The 21,715-nt window shown below is 67.6% G+C and carries 17 protein-coding genes; 13 read left to right on the top strand and 4 right to left on the bottom strand.

Features of this window, described 5'->3' with window-relative positions:
• The first annotated feature begins 42 nt into the window (after positions 1 to 42).
• Genes LuPra_RS16355 through LuPra_RS16340 form a run of 3 tightly spaced genes read left to right on the top strand, consistent with a single transcriptional unit; the run spans position 43 to position 4,578 of the window.
• Positions 43 to 1,716, top strand: a complete 1,674-nt coding sequence (locus LuPra_RS16355; RefSeq protein ID WP_162271419.1) for a family 10 glycosylhydrolase — start codon at positions 43 to 45, stop codon at positions 1,714 to 1,716.
• Positions 1,697 to 3,697, top strand: a complete 2,001-nt coding sequence (gene choX / locus LuPra_RS33730) for a choline ABC transporter substrate-binding protein (RefSeq protein ID WP_335340761.1) — start codon at positions 1,697 to 1,699, stop codon at positions 3,695 to 3,697. The genes LuPra_RS16355 and choX overlap by 20 nt, the downstream gene beginning before the upstream one ends.
• A complete protein-coding gene (locus LuPra_RS16340) occupies positions 3,694 to 4,578 on the top strand; it encodes an ATP-binding cassette domain-containing protein (RefSeq protein WP_237050613.1) in 885 nt (294 codons plus the stop codon). Before choX ends, LuPra_RS16340 begins: the two co-directional genes overlap by 4 nt.
• Before the next feature lie 3 nt (positions 4,579 to 4,581).
• Here the strand turns inward: LuPra_RS16340 and LuPra_RS16335 are convergent, their stop codons facing one another.
• Complete coding sequence (locus tag LuPra_RS16335) at positions 4,582 to 5,487, bottom strand: ROK family protein (RefSeq protein WP_110171728.1); 906 nt, start codon at positions 5,485 to 5,487, stop codon at positions 4,582 to 4,584.
• 94 nt (positions 5,488 to 5,581) lie between these two features.
• Between LuPra_RS16335 and LuPra_RS16330 the strand changes: the two genes are divergently transcribed.
• The 5 genes from LuPra_RS16330 (at position 5,582) to LuPra_RS16310 (ending at position 10,525) form a co-directional block, all read left to right on the top strand.
• Positions 5,582 to 6,541: an RluA family pseudouridine synthase gene (locus LuPra_RS16330; RefSeq protein WP_157899272.1), complete on the top strand. Its 960-nt coding sequence runs from the start codon at positions 5,582 to 5,584 to the stop codon at positions 6,539 to 6,541.
• A 216-nt stretch (positions 6,542 to 6,757) separates the two neighbouring features.
• A complete protein-coding gene (locus LuPra_RS16325; protein ID WP_110171726.1) occupies positions 6,758 to 7,828 on the top strand; it encodes a DUF5924 family protein in 1,071 nt (356 codons plus the stop codon).
• A gap of 8 nt (positions 7,829 to 7,836) precedes the next feature.
• Positions 7,837 to 8,619 carry a tRNA pseudouridine(38-40) synthase TruA gene (gene truA / locus LuPra_RS16320; RefSeq protein ID WP_110171725.1) on the top strand — a complete coding sequence of 261 codons (783 nt, stop codon included), beginning with the start codon at positions 7,837 to 7,839 and terminating at the stop codon, positions 8,617 to 8,619.
• Positions 8,620 to 8,659: 40 nt separating this feature from the next.
• Complete coding sequence (locus tag LuPra_RS16315) at positions 8,660 to 9,052, top strand: thiol-disulfide oxidoreductase DCC family protein (RefSeq protein WP_110171724.1); 393 nt, start codon at positions 8,660 to 8,662, stop codon at positions 9,050 to 9,052.
• A gap of 270 nt (positions 9,053 to 9,322) precedes the next feature.
• A complete protein-coding gene (locus tag LuPra_RS16310; RefSeq protein WP_110171723.1) occupies positions 9,323 to 10,525 on the top strand; it encodes an ATP-grasp domain-containing protein in 1,203 nt (400 codons plus the stop codon).
• Positions 10,526 to 10,635: 110 nt separating this feature from the next.
• Here LuPra_RS16310 and LuPra_RS16305 read toward each other — a convergent pair whose 3' ends face one another.
• The 3 genes from LuPra_RS16305 to LuPra_RS16295 all read right to left on the bottom strand — a co-directional run bounded on the left by LuPra_RS16305 (position 10,636) and on the right by LuPra_RS16295 (position 16,539).
• On the bottom strand, positions 10,636 to 11,880 hold the full coding sequence (locus LuPra_RS16305) for an MFS transporter (RefSeq protein WP_110171722.1): 1,245 nt from the start codon (positions 11,878 to 11,880) through the stop codon (positions 10,636 to 10,638).
• Between the two features lie 140 nt (positions 11,881 to 12,020).
• Positions 12,021 to 15,209 (bottom strand): efflux RND transporter permease subunit, encoded by a 3,189-nt coding sequence (locus LuPra_RS16300; protein WP_110171721.1) that lies wholly within the window; start codon positions 15,207 to 15,209, stop codon positions 12,021 to 12,023.
• Between the two features lie 127 nt (positions 15,210 to 15,336).
• Entirely contained in the window at positions 15,337 to 16,539 is a 1,203-nt protein-coding gene (locus LuPra_RS16295) for an efflux RND transporter periplasmic adaptor subunit (protein WP_157899271.1), read from the bottom strand.
• Positions 16,540 to 16,786: 247 nt separating this feature from the next.
• Here LuPra_RS16295 and LuPra_RS16290 point away from each other — a divergent pair, with 247 nt between their 5' ends.
• From LuPra_RS16290 to hemQ, 5 genes are read left to right on the top strand one after another with little or no spacing between them, the layout of a single operon-like run.
• Complete coding sequence (locus LuPra_RS16290; RefSeq protein WP_110171719.1) at positions 16,787 to 17,335, top strand: inorganic diphosphatase; 549 nt, start codon at positions 16,787 to 16,789, stop codon at positions 17,333 to 17,335.
• A gap of 9 nt (positions 17,336 to 17,344) precedes the next feature.
• Positions 17,345 to 18,526, top strand: coding sequence for a mechanosensitive ion channel family protein (locus LuPra_RS16285; protein ID WP_110171718.1), 1,182 nt, complete (start codon positions 17,345 to 17,347; stop codon positions 18,524 to 18,526).
• The gene (locus LuPra_RS16280; protein WP_110171717.1) at positions 18,523 to 20,613 is read left to right on the top strand and encodes a spermidine synthase; all 2,091 of its coding nucleotides are present in this window, start codon (positions 18,523 to 18,525) and stop codon (positions 20,611 to 20,613) included. The genes LuPra_RS16285 and LuPra_RS16280 overlap by 4 nt, the downstream gene beginning before the upstream one ends.
• Before the next feature lie 7 nt (positions 20,614 to 20,620).
• Positions 20,621 to 20,848 (top strand): hypothetical protein, encoded by a 228-nt coding sequence (locus LuPra_RS16275; protein WP_110171716.1) that lies wholly within the window; start codon positions 20,621 to 20,623, stop codon positions 20,846 to 20,848.
• 9 nt (positions 20,849 to 20,857) lie between these two features.
• Complete coding sequence (gene hemQ, locus LuPra_RS16270; protein ID WP_234800424.1) at positions 20,858 to 21,697, top strand: hydrogen peroxide-dependent heme synthase; 840 nt, start codon at positions 20,858 to 20,860, stop codon at positions 21,695 to 21,697.
• Positions 21,698 to 21,715 lie beyond the last annotated feature (18 nt).

Raw genomic sequence — 21,715 nt, 5'->3', positions numbered from 1 at the left:
CCGTGGACAACCGGACAGATGGCCCTTTACCATCGCATCAGCGTGCGTGTGCAAGCAACCTCTCCCTGGGACGGCCACAACCGACTCCAGCAGCTCATCCGCCGCTTCGCCGCGTGCCTGTTGCTGGTCTGTGCGGTCGCAGCGGAGTCGGCTGCCCAGGACACGGCTCCCCGCTGGCGCGCCGGCTTCGTCGACACGTTCAACAGCCGCGTCGGCAACGCCGACGAAGTCGCGACCGTCGTCGCGCGGGCTGTCGCGTGGAACGTCAACGTCCTCTATGTGCAGGTCCGGCGCCGCGGCGACGCGTTCTACCTCGATGGCAGCGAGCCCGCCCCGGAAGGGGTGACGATCGACGGCGGCTTCGACCCGCTCGGCGATCTCCTCTCGAAGGCGCGAGCGGCCGGCCTCGAGGTGCACGCCCTGCTGACCCTCGGTCCCGTGTGGCACCTGAATACTGCCCCCCAGGACCCGCGTCACGTGTTCACGCGACACGGACTGCAGGGCGGACGGGCCGTCGAGGGCGCCGAGAACTGGCTGACGCGAACGCTTCAGCCCGACGGCAACGGCACTTCGATGGAGGGGTACCGCTTCGGCAGCGACTACTGGCTCGATTTCGGCCATCCGGCCGCTGCCAACTACGTGGTCGACCTCGTCACGCGCCTCGTCGAACGCTATCCGGTGGATGGTGTCCGTCTCGACGCGCTCCACTACCCCGAGGCACCGTCCGGCAGCGCGAGTATCGGGTACAACGCGGTCTCCGTCGCGCGGTTCCAGGCCCGCACCGGGCAACCTGGAGTGCCGGGCCAGGACGATGGGCGATGGAGCGAATGGCGTCGCGAACAGATCACCGCGCTGACCCGCCGGCTCGCGATCTCGGCCTACGCCGTACGCCCCTCACTCGTCGTGAGCGTGTCCGCGGTCGCCGCCGGCGCGGCGCCCGGCGATCCCCGTGGCACTGTCGCCTTCTCGCGAACGTTCCAGGACTGGTTCCGCTGGGCAGGCGATGGCAGCGTGGACGTGATCGTGCCGCAGGTCTACCGGCAGGAGCATGTGGCCGACACCGCCGATGAATTCAGCGCCTGGACCGCCTGGCTCGCCAACAACCCGGGCGCGCGGCCGTTCGTGATCGGACTCGGTGCGTACCAGAATTCCCTCGAGGGCCTCCTGCGGCAGGCGCGCGTCGGGCTCGCGGCTGCCGGCCAGCAGGGCGGCGTCAGCATCTTCTCCCTTGCCGCGACCAACGCCCCCGTTGTCGACAACCCCCTGTCACTGCCAGCCGGCCGGGACACGCCGCAGCGGGCAGTCGAAGACGTGGCCGCCGGCTTGCGCACGGGTCGGACAACGGGTGGGCAGGTTGTCGATCCCATCCAGCCGCCACTGTTTGCGGTCAGCGTCCCGCGGCCGGCGACGCCGTGGAAAGGCAGCGTCGGTCACGTGCTCGGACGCCTCGAGGACGGCACCGGCATGCCGGTGGACGGCGCCCAGGTCCACCTCGATGCTGCCGGCCGGTCCACGGGTCCCGACGACGTCGTCAGCGACGGCTCGGGAGTGTTCGCCACCCCGGCCGTGGCGCCGGGTTCGTATCGCGTCCACCTGGTCTCTCCCGCGGGCGGGGCCTATACGAGCGACTGCACGATCGAGGTCAGCGCGCAGAACGTGACGCGCATCACGTTGACCGTCGACGCATCGCGGGCCGGTGTCGCCTCCTGCCGCTGACGCGCGCGTGACCCTCCTCGAAGGTAGGGACGCCTCTCAGAGGGGTCCATGGCGTTCATGTTGGAGATGGACCGCTGGGACAGCGGTCCCTACCATCCTCATTGCCGCTGGGACAGCGGTCCCTACCATCCTCATCGCGACCGGGAGTGCGTATGCGCAGCCTGCAACGCCTGCCGACCCGCTCGCCTGTCGCATCGTACGTCTGTCCGACGTCGGCTGGACCGATGTCACTGCCACCACCGCCGTCCTCGCACACGTACTCGGTTCACTCGGGTACGAGCCACGGGTGACCGTGCTCTCGGTGCCCGTGACGTTCGCGTCGCTGCGCAATGGCGACATCGACGCGTTCCTGGGCAACTGGATGCCCTCGCAGCAGGAGATGATCGCGCCGTACCTCGCGGACCGATCGATTGAGGTCGTCGCCACCAATCTGCGCGGCGCCCGCTACACCCTCGCCGTGCCGACGTACCTCCATGACGCCGGCCTGCGCGACTTCCGCGACATCGCCCGCTTCCGGGTGGCGCTGGGAGGTGTCATTCACGGCATCGAAGCAGGCAATGAAGCCAACGAAACACTGCTGTCGATGATCCGCAACGACGCGGCAGGCCTGCGCGGATTCCGTCTGGTCGAGTCGAGCGAGCAAGGCATGCTGGCCGAAGTCGAACGGGCCGTGCGGGCGCAGCGTCCCATCGTGTTCCTCGGCTGGTCGCCGCACCCGATGAACAGCCGGTTTGGGCTGCGCTACCTGTCCGGCGGCGACGTCTGGTTCGGCCCCGACTTCGGCGGCGCGACCGTACGCACGCTTACCCGCCCTCGGTACGCCGACGCGTGTCCAAACGTGGCGCGCCTGCTGCGCAACGTGACTTTCACGGTGGACGATGAGAATGCGTTGATGGACGCCATGCTGACGCAGCGGATGCCTGCGGCGGACGCGGCGAACGCGTGGAGCGCGGCGCACGGCGATCGGGTCCGGGCCTGGCTTTCCGGCGTGACGCTGCGCGACGGCCGGCCAGCCTCGACGATCGGCAACACCGTGGGGGACGCCGGGCTGGCCGCCTCCGCCAAGGCTTCGGCGCCCAAGGGACAGCCCGGCGCTACCTACGACACAGACGTCGGCCGGCGCTCGCGGTTCGAGACGGTCATGACGCGGCACAAGCTGCCCGTGGGCGAGGCAGCGACACGGCTCGTCGACTTCGCGAAGCAGCACGCGCGCGGCGTCTTCGACGGCGCCTCGCGAGGCATCGGCCTGGTCGTCCGCCTCACGCAGTCCGCGCTTGCCATGATTCCAGCGCCACTGCTGATGGTCATCCTCACAGGCGCGGCGTGGCTGCGTCGGCGCTCGATCGCGCTCGCGGTGTTCGTCCCGGCGGCGCTCCTGCTGATCATGAACCTGGGGTACTGGGCGGCCACGATCGAGACGCTCGGACTGGTGGTCGTCGCGGCAGGCACGAGCACCGTGATCGGCGTCCCCGTCGGCGTCCTGGCGGCGCGGCGCCCTGCCGTGGACGCGCTGCTGCGCCCGGTCCTCGACCTGATGCAAACGCTCCCGACCTTCGTCTACCTGACGCCGACGCTCGTGTTGTTCGGTCTGGGCGTGGTGCCGGGTCTCGTCTCCACGATCATCTTCGCGCTGCCCGCCCCGATCCGTCTCACGCAACTCGGCATCGCCTCGGTCCCGCGTCCGCTCATCGAGGCCGGCCAGGCCTTCGGCGCGACGCCATCGCAGCTCCTCATGAAGATCGAGCTGCCGAGCGCGGCCTCCGCCATCCTCACTGGCGTGAGCCAATGCATCATGTTGAGCCTCTCGATGGTCGTCATCGCGGCCCTGGTCGGCGCGGGTGGACTCGGGGTGCCGGTCGTACGCGCGCTCAACACGGTGCAGGTCGGCATGGGCATCGAAGCCGGCCTCGCGATCGTGCTCGTCGCGATCATCCTCGACCGCCTCGCACGACCGTCGGAACGGACCGGCACACGGCGATGAACGACGATGCGCTGCGCTTCGAGGACGTGGACGTGCTCTACCCGCGGACCGCGGACCGGTCGATGCGGCGACTCTCGAAGAGCCTCCGTCCCGGCAACCGCCGCTCGCGAGTTCAGGCCGCGATCGCCGCGTGCGATGCGGGCGCGGAGCGTGATGAGGTCGCCAGGCAGCACCAGGTGACCGTGGCCGTCCGTCACGCGAGTCTCACCGTCGGGCGTGGCGAGTTCGTCGTCGTCATGGGATTGTCCGGGTCGGGCAAGTCGACGCTGCTGCGGACCGCGAACCGCCTGACGCCGGTCACGCGTGGCCACGTCTGGGTGCCACACGAAGGTACGTCGATCGACGTTGCCACGTGCGATCCTGCGACCCTGCGCCAGCTGCGCCTGACGCGGATCGCGATGGTCTTCCAGCAGTTCGCGCTGATCCCGTCACGAACGGTGCGCCAGAACGTCGGGCTCGGGCTCGAGTTCCGCGGCGAAACACTCGACACACGCAACCGCGTCGCCGACGAGAAACTGGCCCTGGTGGGACTCTCGGACTGGGCCGATCGTCACATCGGCGAGTTGTCGGGCGGGATGCAGCAGCGCGTCGGCCTGGCGCGCGCGCTCGCCACCGATGCCGACATCCTGCTGATGGACGAGCCCTTCTCGGCGCTCGACGCGGTGATTCGGCGCAAACTGCAGGACGAGTTGCGCGCGCTGCAGGCGCAGGTGCGCAAGACCATCCTGTTTGTCACGCATGACATCGACGAGGCCGTCCGCCTTGGCGACCGCATCGCGGTCATGCAGGAGGGACGCATCGTGCAGGTCGGGACGCCCGACGAGATCCGGAACGCCCCGGCCTCGGCCTACGTCGCGGACTTCCTGAAGCAGGACCGCTGACGACTACGCGCGTTCGGTCCCCCACAGCCACGCCGCGCCGCGGACGCCGCTCGAGTCGCCGAACTTCGCGGGCACGAACCGCGTATCGACGCGGTCGGAGAACACCCACTTCTCCCACAATGCCGGCACCCGCTCGTAGATCCGCGACACGTTGGACAGGCCGCCGCCGGCGACGATCACGTCGGGATCGACGATGTTGATCAGGCTTGCCAGTGCGCGCGCCAGCCGTCGCTCGTAGCGCCGCCAGGCATCCTCTGCCTCCGCATCGCCAGCACGGGCCGACGCGAGCACCTCCGATGCCGTGACCTCCAGGCCCGTACGCACGCGGTACTCCCGCGCGAACGCAGGGCCGGAGAGCCAGGTCTCGATGCATCCCGACAGGCCGCAATAGCAGGCCGGTCCCGGGTGTTCGTCGCCCTCGGGCCACGGCAGCATGTTGTGCCCCCACTCGCCGCCGACGGCGTTGGCGCCGATCACCACGTTGCCGTGCACCACCAGCCCACCGCCGACGCCGGTGCCGAGAATGACGCCGAAGACGACTTCCGCGCCTGCTGCCGCGCCATCGGTCGCCTCCGACAGTGCCAGGCAATTCGCGTCGTTGGCAAAGCGCACCGGGCGCGCCAGGACGCGCTGCAGATCCTCGGCGAAGGGCTGCCGGTTCAACCAGGTGGAGTTGGCATTCTTGACCAGGCCCGTCGCCGGTGAGATGGCTCCAGGCATCCCCACGCCAACCGTCCCCGTGGCGCCCGTCGCCTGCTCACACCGCCGGACCAGGTCGCCGATCGCCGCCAGCGTCCCCTCGTAGTCGTGCCGTGGCGTTGGTACCCGCTCGCGGTGCAGTTGTTGCCCGTCGTCTCCGAGGGCGAGCGCCTCGATTTTCGTGCCGCCGAGATCGATGCCGATGCGCATGGTCGGGCGGCAATGTAGCGCGAAGCCTCCGCCTTCGCCAAGGCTTCGGCGGACACGCCGCCCGCGCTTGGCCTTCGCGCTACCCTATCGGATCGTGAAGAGCGACCAGACCTGGGGCGTGTCGGGCGACGAAGAGGGGCAGCGTCTCGACAAGTTCCTCGCGGCACCGGGTCGCGCGGGATCGCGCAGCCGCGCCGCCGATGCGATCGCACGCGGCCGTGTCTTCGTGGATGGCGAAGAGGTCGATGCCGCCGGCGGCGCCCGCGTGATGCGGCACGGAGAACAGGTCCGGCTCTGGATGGACCGTCCCGGCTCGGCCTCGAGGACCCCTCGCCCACCGGTCCGCGACGGCCTCGAAATCGTTCATGAAGACGCGGATCTTGTCGTTGTCAACAAGGCGGCAGGCCTGCTCACCGTCCCGCTCGATGGCGACAGCTCTGCGCCGTCGGTGCTCGCCCTGCTCTGGGACCGCTTCCGCTCGCATCGGACCCGCGAGCCACTGGTCGTCCATCGCATCGACAAGGACACCTCGGGACTCGTCCTCTTCGCGCTGCACGAGACCGCCCGCGCCGCGCTCGTGGCGCAGTTCGCGCATCGCACACCGGACCGCGTCTACCTGGCGCTCGTGAATGGCCACCCCGATCCCGCCGAGGGCACGTGGCAGGACCGGCTCACCTGGGACGAGGACGCCTTCGTCCAGCGACGGTCCCGTGCGGACGACCCGGAGGCCAGGGACGCGGAATGCGCGTACCGCATCGTCTCCACGTTCGCCGAGGCCTCACTGCTCGAAGTCCGCCTGCGCACCGGCCGGCAGGGACAGATCCGCGCGCAAGCGCAGTTGCACGGGCATTCGCTGGTCGGCGATCGCCGCTACCGACCGCGCGAGGGTGCGCCAGGCCACGACTTGCGATTTCCCAGGCAGGCGCTGCACGCGCAGCGGCTGGCGTTCGACCACCCGTCCGATGACCGTCGGGTGGAGTTCACGGCGCCGACACCCGCCGACCTGCGCGAGTTCCTCGACAAGTTGCGGCGGCAGGCTCGCCAGGGAGCGTAGCCGCGCACTGGCAGATGGCGAGAGGCCAGGCATTTGATGGCCGGCGCCGGGCATTTGATGGTAGCGCCGGAGTGCAGCCGGGCCTCACGAGGGGAGCGTCGAGCAAGCTCGACGCCTACGCATGGCGATCACCCTGCGTTCGGCGTTCCGCGTTCTGCGTTCGTCGGCGCCCATATCTTCGTCAGATCCTGCGCGGCTCTACCGTAAGATCATCTCGTGGAGACCCTCGACGAACCCCAGGAACAGGCCGCGTCGCGATGGTCACCGCGTGCGCTGTGGTCGGGCCTCGGCGTGTGGTTTGCGCAGCACGAAACCAAGCTCTGGTGGCTGCATAGCCTCTGGGCGCTCGCGTTCGGCATCGGCGTGATGTGGCTGGGGGCACGCAACTTCGCCTATCTGCGCATCGCCCTCATCCACGTCGCGTTCATCTGGATCACCAGCATGGCGCTGCCGTTCATCATCCGCGGCGGCGCGCTGTCGAAGCCGTGGCGCAGCCGTGCGCAGCTGCTGATCAATTACCTCAACAAGAATTTCTATCAGCAGCTGCTGTTCTTCATCCTCCCGGTGTACTGGCTCAGTACGACGCCAGGGAGCCGCAACGTCCTGTTTGTCGTGCTGCTGGCGACCGCGGCCCTGTTGTCGACGATGGACCTGGTCTACGACCGGCACGTCGCGATGCGGCGCGTGTTGACGGCGCTGTTCTTCTCGTTCTCTGTCTTCGCGGGCGCGGCGGCAGCGCTGCCGATCCTGTGGCAGATCGAGACGGCCTATGCTCTGTGGCTCGCGGCCGTCGTGGCAGCCGTCGGCGCCACGACGCTGATCATAAGCGAGCGCCGCATCGACTGGCAGCGCACATGGTTTGCGGGCGGCCTCATCGTCCTCGGCCTGTTCCTGATGGTGGAGTACGGACGGCCGTTCATTCCGCCGACTCCCCTGCGCATCCAGTACGCGGACTTCGGCACCCAGATGGAAATGCGGGACGGCCCGCGCATCACCAGGAAGATCGGCGCGACGCCCGGCGATCCGCGCGGCCAGGTGTACGTGGTGACGGCCATCTACGCGCCACGGGGCCTGCACGATCGGGTGCGCCATGTCTGGTATCAGGGCGCCCAGCGACTGACACGCTCGCGGTGGTACGACCTCGACGGGGGCCGCAAGGAGGGCTACCGGCTCTGGACGTCGTTGTCGCTCTCGCCAGACCTCGCCGGTAAGCCCTTGCACGTCGACGTCGAGACGGAGAGTGGTCAACTGATCGGCCGGGCCTGGCTCGGCGCGCCTCACTCATAAGCGTTGCCATGCCTCGCTTCCGCCTCCTGCTCGAGTACAACGGCACCCGGTATTCGGGCTGGCAGGTGCAGCGTAACGCCCGCACGGTGCAGGGCGATCTCATCGAGGCGGTTCAGACAGTCACGGGCAGGCGCGATCGCCTCGAGGTCTACGGTGCCGGGCGCACCGACGCTGGCGTCCATGCCCTGGGACAGGTCGCGCATCTGGACGTGGCAACCACACTGCCGCCGGCGACGCTGCTGACGCGGCTGAACGAGGCCTTGCCTGCCGACATCAACGTGCTCGACGTGCGGACCGTCGGTCATCGGTTTCACGCGCGACACGACGCCGTCGCGCGCCGCTATGTCTACCAGGTCAGCCGCAGGCGGACCGCCTTCTCCAAGCCCTTCGTGTGGTGGGTCCGCGAGCGACTCGACGTCGAGGCCATGCGCCGCGGCGCGGCGAGCTTCGTGGGCCGGTTGGATTTCGAGTCGTTCTCTGATGACGACGCTGACGAGAAGAGCACGAAGGTGCAGGTGGACGCCGTTGACGTGATCGAGGACGGGGCGCTCGTCCTCATCCGCGTCACCGGGTCGCATTTCCTGTGGCGGATGGTGCGGCGGATGGTCGGCGTATTGGTGCGCGTCGGAACGGGCGACTTGCGGGAAGCCGACGTGGGGCGACTCCTGCGCAGCGACGGCGAGGACGTCGCGCGCCTGACGGCACCATCGGCGGGGTTGTTCCTCGAGCAGGTCATCTATCCGGGCGAGTCGTTTCGCGATGACTTCCGGGGGCCGATGCGGCTCCTCTAGGAATTTCAGATTTTGAAATTGTGTAATTCTGCAATTCTCGATGACGCCCGTGATCATCTTCGACGGCGACTGCCTGTTCTGCCAGCGGTCGGTGCGGTTCATCCACCGCCACGACCGGGCCAACGCGTACCGGTTCGCGGCGCGCCAGACGTCCGTGGGCACGCGCCTGCTCGGCGACGTCGGTGTCGGCCTTGCGCCCAACTCGATGGTGCTGATCGACGACGAGGGGATCTGGCTGCGGTCGGATGCGGTCCTGCGCATCGCCGGCCGGCTGGGTGCGCCCTGGTCAGTCGCCCGGATCCTGCTCGGGGTGCCTCGCCCGCTGCGCGACGGCGTCTACCGCATCGTGGCTCGTGTTCGCCACCGATTGGCGAGGTTCCTGCCGGCCTGCGAGTTACCCGATGCGGCGCTGCGCGCCAAGATTCTCGACTAGACGAACGTCCACGGGCTGCGTTCGGAGAATGGGCCCCACCTTCGATATGTCAGTCGGCGCACCTTGCGTGAACTGCGGGTACCAAATTGCAGAATTCACGATTTTCGCGCACAGTGTGAGCGCTCAGCCGGTCGCCCGTGCTGTTGCCGCACCGAGTCCCTGGTCCCGAATTCCGAGTCCCGAACCCCGAATCCCGACTGCTCATCCTGTGTCCGGCTTCCCGCGCTTTCCTGTTCGTCTCCTTCTGCGGCTGTCCTGCCCGGTGGCTTCATGACCGTCGTCTGTCTTGCCAGTTACTTCAAGGGCAACGAGTTCCTCCGCCAGCTCCGTTGCCGCGGGTGCCGCGTGGTGCTCGTGATCAAGGAGAAGTTGCGCGACGAGGAGTGGGCGCGCGACAGCATCGACGAGACGCTGACCGTTCCCAACGGGTCCAACGCCGACGTCTTCGTGGAAGTCGTCTCGGAGTTTGCCCGCCACAACCGCGTCGATCGCATCGTCGCCCTCGAGGAATACGACGTGATGCACGCGGCGATGATCCGCGAGCACCTGCGCATCCCGGGGATGGGCACGACGACGGCGCGGCTGTTCCGCGACAAGCTCGCCATGCGCGTCAAGGCGTTCGAGGCCGGCATCCGCGTGCCCGACTTCGTCCACGTGCTGAACTACGACGAGATTCGCCGCTACATGGAAACGGTGCCGGCACCATGGGTCCTCAAGCCACGGTCGGACGTCTCGGCGGTGGGCATCCAGAAGCTGCACGATTCCGAACTGGTCTGGCGGGCGATCGACGCGCTGGACGCCCGGCCCGTCGTCACCGAGCGGTCCACGCACTACCTGCTCGAGCGCTTCGTACCGGGTGACGTCTTCCACGTCGACTCGCTGGTGGAGAACGGCGAGGTGATCTTCACCGGTGTGAACCGCTACTGGCGGCCGCCCATGGAGGTCGCGCACAAGGGCGGCGTGTTCCTCACGAACACCGTCAGGCGCGGCTGCGAGGAAGAGCGGCAACTGCTCGAGATGAACCAGTCCCTGCTCAAGACATTGGGGTTCGTCCGCGGCGCCACGCACGCGGAGTTCATCCGCAGCGCCGACGGCGAGTTCTATTTCCTGGAGGTTGCCGGCCGGGTGGGAGGCGCCTTCATCTCCGATTCACTGGAGGCCGCGACCGGCGTGAATGTGTGGCGCGAGTGGGCCAATCTCGAGATCGGGCGCGGTGAGGCAGCGTACGACCTCCCGGCCCAGCGAGCCGACTACGCAGGCGTCGTGCTCGCCCTGGCGAGACAGGAGTGGCCGGACACCAGCACCTATGCCGATTCGGAGGTGGTGCTGCGCCCGGTCAAGCGTCACCATGCGGCGCTCGTAGTCGCTTCGCCCGACTATGACCGCGTGCAGTACCTGCTCGGAGAGTATGCGCGGCGGTTCGAGGAGGATTTCCTCGCCGTGCTGCCGCCGATGGAACGCCCGCCGGCGTAGCGACGCGTCGAATTCCGTCGACCTGACTTGTCCACCGTAGCCTTGGCGAAGGTGGAAGTCGACGGCTACGAATCGAAGGGGTGTAGGTGTCGAGCTTGCTCGACACGGCTCTACTCCTCGACATAGTCGAGGTCCTTCCCGAACGTCTCCTCGATGCCCCACAGCGCCATGATGCCAATCGTCAGCGCGACGGCGCCGACAATCATGGCGCTGTTCACGACGCCGACATGTGGCCGCAACCAGGCCACCGACGACGTGAGGAGAACTACCGAGCCGCGCACCACGTTCGGGACCGTGGTCGTGGCCGTCGCACGGATGTTGGTGCCGAACTGTTCGGACGCGACGGTCACAAACACCGCCCAATAGCCGACACCGAAACCGAGCGCGACACAAAGCGCGTAGAACGCCGTGATCGTGAACGGGGCCAGGAAGAAATAGGCAGCGACGAAGACCACCGTCAGCGCCTGGAACAGCAACACCACCCGCCGCCGGCTGCCCAGGAACTGGCTGAGGAAGCCACTGCCGAAGTCGCCGCCCGCCAGCCCGAGGTAGGCAAACATCACCGCGTTGCCCGCCGTCGGCGCTTCGGTCATGCCGAGCGCGCGGCCGATCTCCGGCGAGAAGGTGATCAGGATGCCGATGACGTACCAGATGGGCACGCCGATGAGGATCACGGCCACGTACTTCCTGGCCCGCTCCCAGGTGTTGAACAGCTGCAGCACGTTGCCACGGCTCGTGCCGACCTGCTTCACGCTCTCGAACATTCCCGATTCGTAGACGCCGATCCGCAGCGCGAGCAGCGCAAAGCCCATGACGCCGCCGACGATGTAGGAGATGCGCCAGTCGAAGTAGTCGCCGACGAGGGCCGCGACGACGGCGCCGAGGATGCCGGTCGCCGCGACGATCGTCGTGCCGTACCCGCGCGTCTCCTTCGGCATGATCTCGCTGACCAGCGTGATGCCCGCACCCAGTTCGCCTGCCAGCCCGATGCCGGCGATGAAGCGCAGCCATGCGTAGGTATCCACTGACTGTACCCACGCGTTGGCGATGTTGGCGGCCGAATACATGACGATCGACCCGAACAGCACGCTCAGCCTGCCCTTGCGGTCGCCGAGCACGCCCCACAGCAGGCCGCCGAGCAGCATGCCGGTCATCTGCATGTTCAGGAGGCGTTCGCCCGCGTGCAGCAGGTCGTCACCCTGCACTCCGAGGCTCCGCAAGCTCGGGACGCGGACGATGCTGAAGAGGAGCAGATCGTAGATGTCGACGAAGTAGCCGAGTGCGGCAACCACAACCGACAGCGTGATCGCGCGTTGGCCGCCGCGCCCGCCCGGCGCGCTTGGGGACGTAAGCATGAGTGCGGGATTATTCCACGAAGGCTCGGCAGGTAGGGACCGCTCTCCGACCGGTCCATCTCCGCGCCGTCCCTTGGTGTACGCCCGCAACGGTCATGGACGCTTCGGAGATGGACGCCTCGGAGAGGCGTCCCTACCAGTTATGCTGCTGTCCGTGGCGTCGGCTTGAGGCCGCTGAGCTTCATGCGCAGGCGATGCCATCCCTCGGTGGCGGCGAGGTCCTCGAATACCGAGTAGGCCACGGGCGTAACCAGCAGCGTGAGCAGCAGTGACAGCGTCTGGCCGCCGATGACGACCACGGCGATCGTCCGGCGCTCCTCGGCCCCCGGTCCGGTGCCGAGCGCAAGCGGCAGCATGCCCCCGACCAGCGCCAGCGTGGTCATCAGGATCGGGCGCAGGCGATCACGGTTGGCCTGGATGATCGCCTGGTAGCGCGGCATGCCCTGCGCCCGCAGGTTGTTCATGTGGTCGATCTGCAGGATCGAGTTCTTCTTCACGACGCCGAACAGCACCAGCAGTCCCAGGGCCGAGAACAGGTTCAGCGTGTTGCCGGTCGCCCAGAGCGACAGGAGTGCGAACGGTACCGCCAGCGGCAGCGATAGCAGGATCGTGAACGGGTGGATCACGCTCTCGAACTGCGCCGCCAGGATCATGTACATGAAGATCACCGACAGCGAGAACGCCCACAGGAATTCGACGAACGTCTTTTCGAGTTCCTTGCCGCGGCCGCCAATGGTCACGGTGTAACCGGCCGGCAGCTTCATGTCGGAAGCCGCTCCTCGAATCGCCGCCAGGCGGTCGGCCAGGGCGAAGCCTGGCGCGACGTTGCCGCGGACGCGCGCGTCGCGCTGCCGGTCCAGCCGATCCACACGGGACGGACTGGTGGACTGCTCGATGTTCACCAGGTTGTCAAGCCGGATCAATCGACCATCCCGTGAGGGCACCAGGAGCCGGCCGATCGTCGAGACGTCCTGACGATCAGAATCACTCAGGCGGAGCTGCACGTCGTAGTCGTCGTTGATCGAGACGTCGCGATAGCGCGTCACCTCGTCGTCGCCACCCACGAGCAGGCGCAACGCGGTTGCCACATCCTGCGTGTCGACGTCGAGATCGGCGGAGCGCTCGCGGTCGATCTGGACGCGCAGCTCCGGGCGATCCAGCTTGAGTGTAGTGTCGGCGTCGATGATCCCGATGTCCGGCGTCTTCTTGCGCAGTTCCTCGGTGAACCGCGCGAGGTCTTCCAGCACCGGCCCCTGGATGGAGACGTCGATATCGGACGGCCCGCCGCCGAAGTTGAAGGTTTGCACATTTCGTGGCCCGCCGCGCAAGTCCGGGAACTTGCGCACGACCTGCCGCACCTGGCCCATCACCTGCCGCTGGTTGTAATTGCCCTCGAACGCCTTCATCGGCTGCAGCTTCAGGGTCTCCTTGAAGAGCCGACCGAGCGAGAACAGCCGTTCCTCGTGCGGCGCGATGCGGATGTACATCTGGGCCTGGTTCACGGCGCCGAGGAAGCTCCCACCCACAGTGGCCAGCACGGTGCGGACGCCCCGAATCGCTCGTACGCCGTGCTCGATCCGTCGCATCGCGTCGTCCATCGCTGCGACGCTCGTTCCCTCGGGCGCGTTGATGCTCACTTCGAATTCGGCTTCGTCGACGTCGGTGGGGACGTATTCCTGCCTGACGAGGCTATAGAGCGGGATCGACGAGAGCGCCACCAGGAGACCGACGCCCATGATGGTCGAGCGGTGGCCCATCGACCAGCCCAGGGCCCTGGTGTAGAACCCGTCGATGTGCCGATAGAAGCCTGCACGCGAGTGGCTGGCGTGGCCGTCCTGGTGTTTGGCCATCTCTCCACGCAGCAGTCTGGCGCTCATCATCGGCGTCAGCGTGAAGCTCACGAGGAGACTCACCAGGATGGCGACCGCCGCAGTGATGCCGAACTGGTACAGGAACCGTCCCGAGATGCTCGACATGAACGAGACCGGGATGAAGATGATGGCCAGGCTGAGCGTCGTCGCCATGACCGGCAGCGCGATCTCCTCGGTCGCCGCTTTGGCGGCGGCAAAGCTGTCCATCTTCTTCTCTTCCACCCACCGGAAGATGTTCTCGAGCACCACGATCGCGTCGTCGATGACGATGCCGACCATCAGCACCAGCGCGAGCATGGTCACGCTGTTGAGCGTGAAATCGAGCGCCCGCATCATGCCGAACGTCGAGATCACCGAGGCCGGAATCGCGACGCCGGCGATGATCGTCGAGCGCCAGCTGCGCATGAACAGCATCACGACGAGGCACGCCAGGATGCTGCCGAGCACGAGATGGGTGTTGATCTCGTGCAGGGCGTTGTAGATGTAGATCGACTGGTCGCGGATGATGTCGAGCTTGACGTCGCCAGGCAACTGCGCCTGGACGCGCGGCATCACGTCCTTGATGCCGTCGATGACGGCCACGGTGTTCGAGCCGGACTGCCGGCGCACCTCCATGATCACTGTCGGCTTGCCGTTGAGCCTGGCCAGGCTTCGCTGCTCCTTGGTGCCGTCCTCGACCCGACCGACATCGCTGATCCGCAGCGGCACGCCGCCCCGGTTGGTGATCATGATGTTGGCGAAGTCGGCCGGCGTCTGGACGCGGCCCATCGTCCGCAGCACGCGCTCCTGGACGTCGGTCGTGACGTTGCCTCCCGGCAGGTCGGCGTTCTGGCGGACCAGCGCGTCGCGCACGGCACTGACGGGGATGCCGTAGGCCGCGAGCCGGTTGGCCTCGAGCCACACGCTGATGGCGCGCTCCTGGCCGCCGACGATGAGCACCTCGCCGACGCCCGGACGGCGCTCGAACTGGACCTTCGCGACCTTGTCGGCCAGTTCGGTCAGTTCGCGCACCGAACGGTTGCCCGACAGCGCGATGGACATGACCGGAGTCGAGTCGTTGTCGAACTTGGCGATGACCGGCGGACGGGCGTCGCGCGGGAGCCGGTTCAGCGCTGTGGCCACGCGGTCGCGCACATCCTGGGCCGCGACGTCCACGTTGCGGTTCAGGTCGAACGTGATCAGCACGAGCGAGATGCCCTGGCCGGAGACGCTGCGCAGCTCCGAGATGCCCTCGACGGTGTTGATCACTTCCTCGAGACGCTGGCTGACCAGCACCTCGACCTCTTCGGGCGAGGCGCCGGGCAGCACCGTCTGGACCCGCACCGTCGGCAGGTCGACCGACGGGAACCGGTCCACGCCCAGCCCGAGATACGCGGCCGCGCCGACCACGACCAGCGACAGCACGATCATGCTGGCGAAGACCGGACGGCGGATGCAGATGTCAGCGAGTGAGTGCATTGGGATCAAACGGCCTTCGGCATTCGGCTTTGGGCCTTCGTCGTTCTAACGTCGTCGTCCTTCCAGCTTCCAGCTTCCAGCTTCCACCTTCAGCATTAGGCATTAGGCATTAGGCATCAGGCATTCTTCAGGGCGTCACCCGCACGGTTTCCCCGTCCACGAGGTTGCCGGGTTCGACGATGACGCGCTCGCCCGTGGTCAGCCCCTTCAGGATCTCGACCGACTGCCCTTCGCGCCGCCCGAGTTCCACGCGGCGCTCGACGACCTTTCCGTCGGCGACGGTGAGCACTTTTTCCACGCCCGCGAACGTGACGATCGCGGTCGTCGGCACGACGATGGCAGGTGCGGACGAGGCGACGATGATCTCGCCGGTGGCGAAGGAACCAGGGCGGATGGTGGCGGCTTGGTTGCCGACCTGCGCCTCGATGCGCAGCGACCGGCTCTGTTCGTCGATCGCCGGGCTCACGCGAACCACGCGCCCGGGGTAGACGGTGGCGTCACCCTCGACGCGCACCTTGACCTCCTGGCCCACCTTGACGTTGCTCGCCTCGCGTTCTGGCACGTCGGCCTGCAGGCGCAAGGGGTGCATCCGAACGAGGGTGGCGATGGGCGCGCCGGCGTTGACGTACTGCCCCGGCGAGACGGCCCGCTCACGGATGATGCCGGGGAACGGAGCGAGCAGGATGGAGTCGACCATCTCCTGCCGCGCCTGGTCGAGCTCGGTCTTGCGTTGCGTGAGCAGGGCCTGACGGTTGCGGACCTCTTCGATCGCGTCTTGATAGCGGCCGTCCGCCACCTTCAGGGCCGCGTCGGCCGAATCCAGCTCTGCCTTGGACGAGATGCCGCGCTCGACGAACGTCTGCACCCGACTGTGGCTCAGCCGGGCCTCGTCGAGCACGGCCCGTGCCTGCCGGACCACTGGTGTCTTCTCCGGGTCCACCTGCTCGCCCTGGCCTGCCGGGTCGAGTCCGAGCCGCGCCCTGGCCTGCTGCAGCGCGGCTTCGGCCTGTTGCACCCGGAGTTGGAAGTCCACCGGTGCCAGGCGGGCGATGGTCTGCCCGGGTGCGACCCGGCTGCCCAGGTCCACGTTGATCGTCTGGATGCGACCTGCCACCTTGAAGCCCATGGCGACCTGGTCCTCGGCGGCCAGCGTGCCGGTCACGGTGACTGCACGCACCAGCGCCGCCTCACGCGCCGCCTGCACCCTCACCGAAAGCGGTTCACCGGCCTTGCCGCCCGCCTTGCTGCCGCCCTCCTTCGCTCCTCCGCTCGACGCCTCCCCGCCGCAACCGGCGACGATGAGCGCCAGGGCGACTCCCAGCGTGGCCATTGGGGCCGACCAACCAGACGAACGGGCGAAACGCACGAGGACGGGCATCAATTGAAGGCAAGCCAGGCGGAACATTTATCCAGACAAGAGTACGACGGACCGGGCTCGCTCGCTTAGCGGCTCGCCGGCCATCGACCGTCGCCATGGGCCTTCCGGGCGTTTCCAGCGCGGCGCGTCGCCGAGGATGGCAGTCCGGCGAAGGCCCAAGCCCGATTGAGCAAGGCCGACCCGGTACAATCGTCCGCGTATGCACCCCTGGCACGACATCTACGTCGACGACCACCTGATCGCCAAGACCTTCCCCGTCGTCATCGAAGTGCCGATGGGCAGCAAGAACAAGTACGAGCTCGACAAGGAATCGGGATTGATGCGGTTGGACCGGGTGCTCTACAGCGCCGTGTACTATCCGGCCAACTACGGCTTCGTCCCCCGGTCGTTCTGTGACGATGGAGACCCGCTGGACGCCCTGGTCCTGGGCCAGGAGCCGGTCCACCCTCTGACGGTCGTCCAGGCACGGGCCATCGGCGTCATGCGGATGCGCGACGAGAAGGGGCTCGACGACAAGATCATCGCCGTCAGCACCCTCGATCCTGCGTTCAACGACTACAGCGACCATACGCAGCTGCCAGGGCACACGCTGCGCGAGATCAGGCGGTTCTTCGAAGACTACAAGACGCTCGAGAACAAGCTGGTCGAGGTCACCGACTTCCTCGGTCCTGACGCCGCAGTGACGATCCTGAAGGATGCCCTGGACATGTATCGGCGGCTGCGTCGCGGCGAACTCTACGGCAAGTAGGAACGGACCGTGAACAGCGCGACACAGGCGGCAGTGGACGGGTTGTTTTCAGGCTACCCGTACTGGGCGCGGATGACGCTCGCCGCGGTGACCGCGCTGGCCGTGGCCTACCTGTTCGCCGAACTGGTGACACGGGTGGTCGCGGGCCTCGTGAACCGCGCTCACCAGCGCGTCCCGGGCGACGTCACGCACGGGCGCACGACACGCACCGGCCTGCGTGTCGTGAGGGGCATCGTCACGCTCCTCGTCGGGGCCGTCCTGATCTTCCCCGCCGTGTCGCTGGTCGGCATCCGTCCCCGGGTTGGCCTCACCCCCGAGAGACTGGGCGAATGGTTGACGGGCTCCGGCCTGCGGATCGCGCTCATCGCCCTCCTGTCGTGGCTGGTGATCCACGTGGTCGGGATCGTCGCGGGCCGGCTCGAGTCGTCCATCGGCACGGCCACGACGGTCGACGTCATCGAGCGCGCCAAGCGCGCACGCACGCTCGGCACCCTCGTCCAGAACACGGTCTACGTGATGGTGTCCACGATCGCGCTGCTGATGATCCTGCGCGAACTCAATGTCGACATCACACCCATCCTCACCGGCGCCGGCATCGTCGGCCTGGCGGTGGGCTTCGGCGCACAATCGCTGGTCAAGGACATCATCAGCGGCTTCTTCCTGATTCTCGAGGACCAGATCCGCGTCGGCGACGTGGCCAACATCGACGGGACCGGCGGGCTGGTGGAGCGGATCACGTTGCGGACGATCATCCTGCGCGACGAGACCGGCGCCGTGCACGTCATCCCGAATGGCAGCATCCAGCGGCTGTCGAACCTGACCAAGGACTTCTCGTACTACGTGTCGTCGATCAGCGTCAGCGTCAGGGAGGACACGGACCGTGTTGCCCGCGTGCTCACCGAGGTCGCCGATGAACTGCTGCAGGACCCGGCCTTCTCGCCGTACATGCTCGGGCCGCTCGAGGTCCTGGGCGTCGATCGGTTCAACGACACCAGCGCTGACGTGAAGGTCCGGCTGAAGGCGGTGCCCAGCAAGCAGTGGGTCGTCGGCCGCGAGTTCCTCCGCCGCGTCAAGCGCGCGTTCGAGACGCAGAAGGTCGCCCTGCCCGCCACCAACCGCACGCTCGTGATCGAGGGCACGCCCGCCCTGCTGCCAGACGATACCGGCAAGCCCGGCCCACCGCAGGCATGAACGGGGCGGCCGCGTTCGGGCTGGCCATCGGGCTCGGCGCCTGCCTCCTCTTCCAGATCCAGTTCCTGCTCGCCAAGCTGATCCTGCCGTGGTTCGGCGGATCACCCTCGGTGTGGTCGACCAGCCTCGTGGTTTTCCAGGTGTTGCTCCTGGCCGGCTACGCCTACGCGCACGCCATCGCCGCGCTGCCGCGCCGCGCGCAAGCGCTGCGTCACGGCACGGTCATCGCCATCGTCCTGGTGCTGCTCGCGTGGCGTGCCGTGGCCTGGCCCTCGCCCGTGACGCCCGGCGATGGTTGGAAGCCGGCTCCTGACGCATCGCCCGTCACGCAGATCCTGGTGCTTCTGACCGGCGCCATCGGCCTGCCCTTCGTGCTCCTGGCCAGCACCAGTCCGCTGCTGCAGCGCTGGTATGCCGATTGCTACCCGGATCGCTCGCCCTACCGGCTCTACGCGCTGTCGAACCTGGGCTCGCTTGCGGGCCTCCTGTCGTATCCGTGGCTCGTCGAGCCTTACCTGGACGTGTTCCAGCAGGGCCGCTGGTGGACGGTGGGTTACGTCGTCTATGCCCTTGCCACGATCACGTGCCTGTGCTCGATGCGCGGCGTCGACGACGCGCACGGTCCGCATGGCGACGCACCCGCCGCGCCCGTGATGGCCGAGACCGGGCCGGCGGCGGAAGGCGGAGCCCCGCCGACACGCGTCGACCAGATCATCTGGCTCCTGCTCGCCGCGGTGCCTGCCGCAATGCTGCAGGCGACGACGACGAAAATCACGCAGGATGTCGCGGCCGTGCCGTTCCTGTGGATGGTGCCACTGGCCATCTACCTGCTCACGTTCATCGTCGCCTTCGAACTGCCGCGGCTGTTCCAGCGCGAGTTGCTCACCCTCGCCGTGGCCCTCGGCATCGCTGCCGCACTCCCGGAATGGAGCGCCCGCGTCACGTTGGCCACGATGCTCGGCCTGCTCGCCGCCATCGGCTGGTGCTTCCACGGCGAACTCGCCTCGCGCGCGCCAACGCCGGCGTGGCTGACTCGGTACTTCCTGCTCGTGTCGGCGGGTGGAGCGTCGGGAAGTGCCATCGTCGCCCTCGGCGCACCGGTCCTGTTCGATGGACTCGTCGAATATCCGCTCACGCTCGTCGCCGCCGCGCTCCTCCTCGGCGTCGTCCATGTCGTCCGGGCTGAACTCATGGAACTGCGCAGGGCCCGGGTTGCTCGCGTCGCCGGCGTGATGTGTGCGCTCCTTGGCGGCATGGTGGCCGCCAAGACCGCCCTGGGCTGGGCCGACCTCACCTCTGACTCCGTGTTCACGTCGCGCAACTTCTTCGGGGCGCTGCGCGTGAGGGAGCAACAGTTCGACACGGGCGAGCGCTATCGCCGCCTGCAGCACGGCACGACGCTGCACGGACTGCAATACCTCCAGGGCGCCAAGACGACCCTCGCGACGACGTACTACACGACGAGCAGCGGTGTCGGCCTGGCCTTGGGTGCGCTGTCGACACTGGAACGCCCCGCGCGTGTCGGCATCATCGGACTCGGCACCGGTACGCTGGCCGCTTACGGCCGGAAGGGTGATGCGTTCACGTTCTTCGAGATCGATCCACAGGTCGTGGCCCTTTCTGTCGCCCCCACGCCATTGTTCCGGTACCTCCGCGACTCGCCCGCCACCATCACCATCGAAGGCGGCGACGCCCGACTCAGTCTGGAGCGGGACGCGGCATATGGATTCGACGTGCTCGCCGTGGACGCGTTCAGCAGCGACTCGGTGCCCGTGCACCTGCTGACGCGCGAGGCGTTCACGCTGTACGCGCGGCACCTGCGCGGGCCTCGAAGTGTGCTCGCCGTGCACGTGTCCAATCGCTACCTCGAACTCGCAGGCATCGTGCAGGCCGGTGGCGCGACGGCGGGGTTCACCAGCGTCGAGGTCGTGGACGACCTCGTGACCAACGACCACGAGCGAAGCACCTGGATGCTGCTGGCCCGTGACCCGGATGCGTTGGCAAGCTTCGGCCTGCAGTGGAGCACGCCCGCGATCGCGCCCTGGACGGACGCGTCGAGCAACCTGCTGCAGGCGGTCCGCTGGTAATCGGCCGGTGATCGGTCGCACGGCCGCGGCAGCCAATGGCTGCGCTGCCGTGCGCGGGCAGGCCAATCAGGCTCCGGGCCACGTGCAGGCGACCCGCTGGATGCTGCTGTCGCGCGACCCGGAGATCCTGCGGCCGTTCGGCGTGGCCCATGTCAGCCGCTCGGCGCCATGGACCGATACGTGGAGCCAACCCTTGGCCGCATTCCGCTGGCAGGGCGCGGTCCGGAGGCTGTAGCCTACACGGGTGTTGACCGTACCCGAGTCCCTCGAGGGCTGGTGCCTCCTGCACCAGATGTTCCGCGTCTCCTGGCCCGCGCTCGTGCAGGCCACCAACGACGAACGTGCCGAACTGGCCGCGGGCCTGCAGGAATTGCTGGCGCAGGCGCCTGCCGATGGCGGTTCGTCGATCGCGGTCGCCATGCTGGGGCACAAGGCCGACCTGATGCTCGTGCATGCCCGCAAGTCGTTCGACGCGCTCGTGCAGGCGCAACTCGACGTGTCGCGCCTGGCCATCGCCGAGGCATTCGAATCGACGACGTCGTATGTGTCGGTGATCGAACTCGGCATGTACGAGATGACGGCCAAGATCCACGAGCAGCTCATGGCCAAAGGGCTCGAGCTCGGAACGGCCGAGTACCGGACCGCGATGAAGGACGCGATGCAGGCGCAGGAGCCACGCATGACGGGCCGGCTCTTCACGGCCTTCCCGGCCCGACGGTATGCGTGCTTCTATCCGATGGACAAGCGCCGCGGCGAGATCAAGAACTGGTACAGCGCGCCGTTCGAGAAGCGTGCCGCCATGATGCGTGACCACGGACACATTGGCCGACTCTACTCGGGCGAGGTCTCGCAGATCATCTCGGGATCGATCGGATTCGACGACTGGGAGTGGGGGGTCGATCTTTTTGCCGACGATCCGCTCGTGTTCAAGAAACTCATTTACGAGATGCGCTTCGACGAAGCGAGCTCCGACTACGGTGAGTTCGGGCCGTTCTACACCGGCGTGCAGTTCTCGCCCTCACAGGTCACCAACTGGATCGAAGGCCAGACGCCCGCGCTGGAGGCCTCGTCGCTGTCGAGCTGACCGGGAATCGGGCAGGGC

This window comes from Luteitalea pratensis, assembly GCF_001618865.1.
GTDB lineage: Bacteria > Acidobacteriota > Vicinamibacteria > Vicinamibacterales > Vicinamibacteraceae > Luteitalea > Luteitalea pratensis.
Note: the sequence above shows the minus strand (reverse complement) of the source record. Positions and strands in the feature narration are given on the sequence as shown.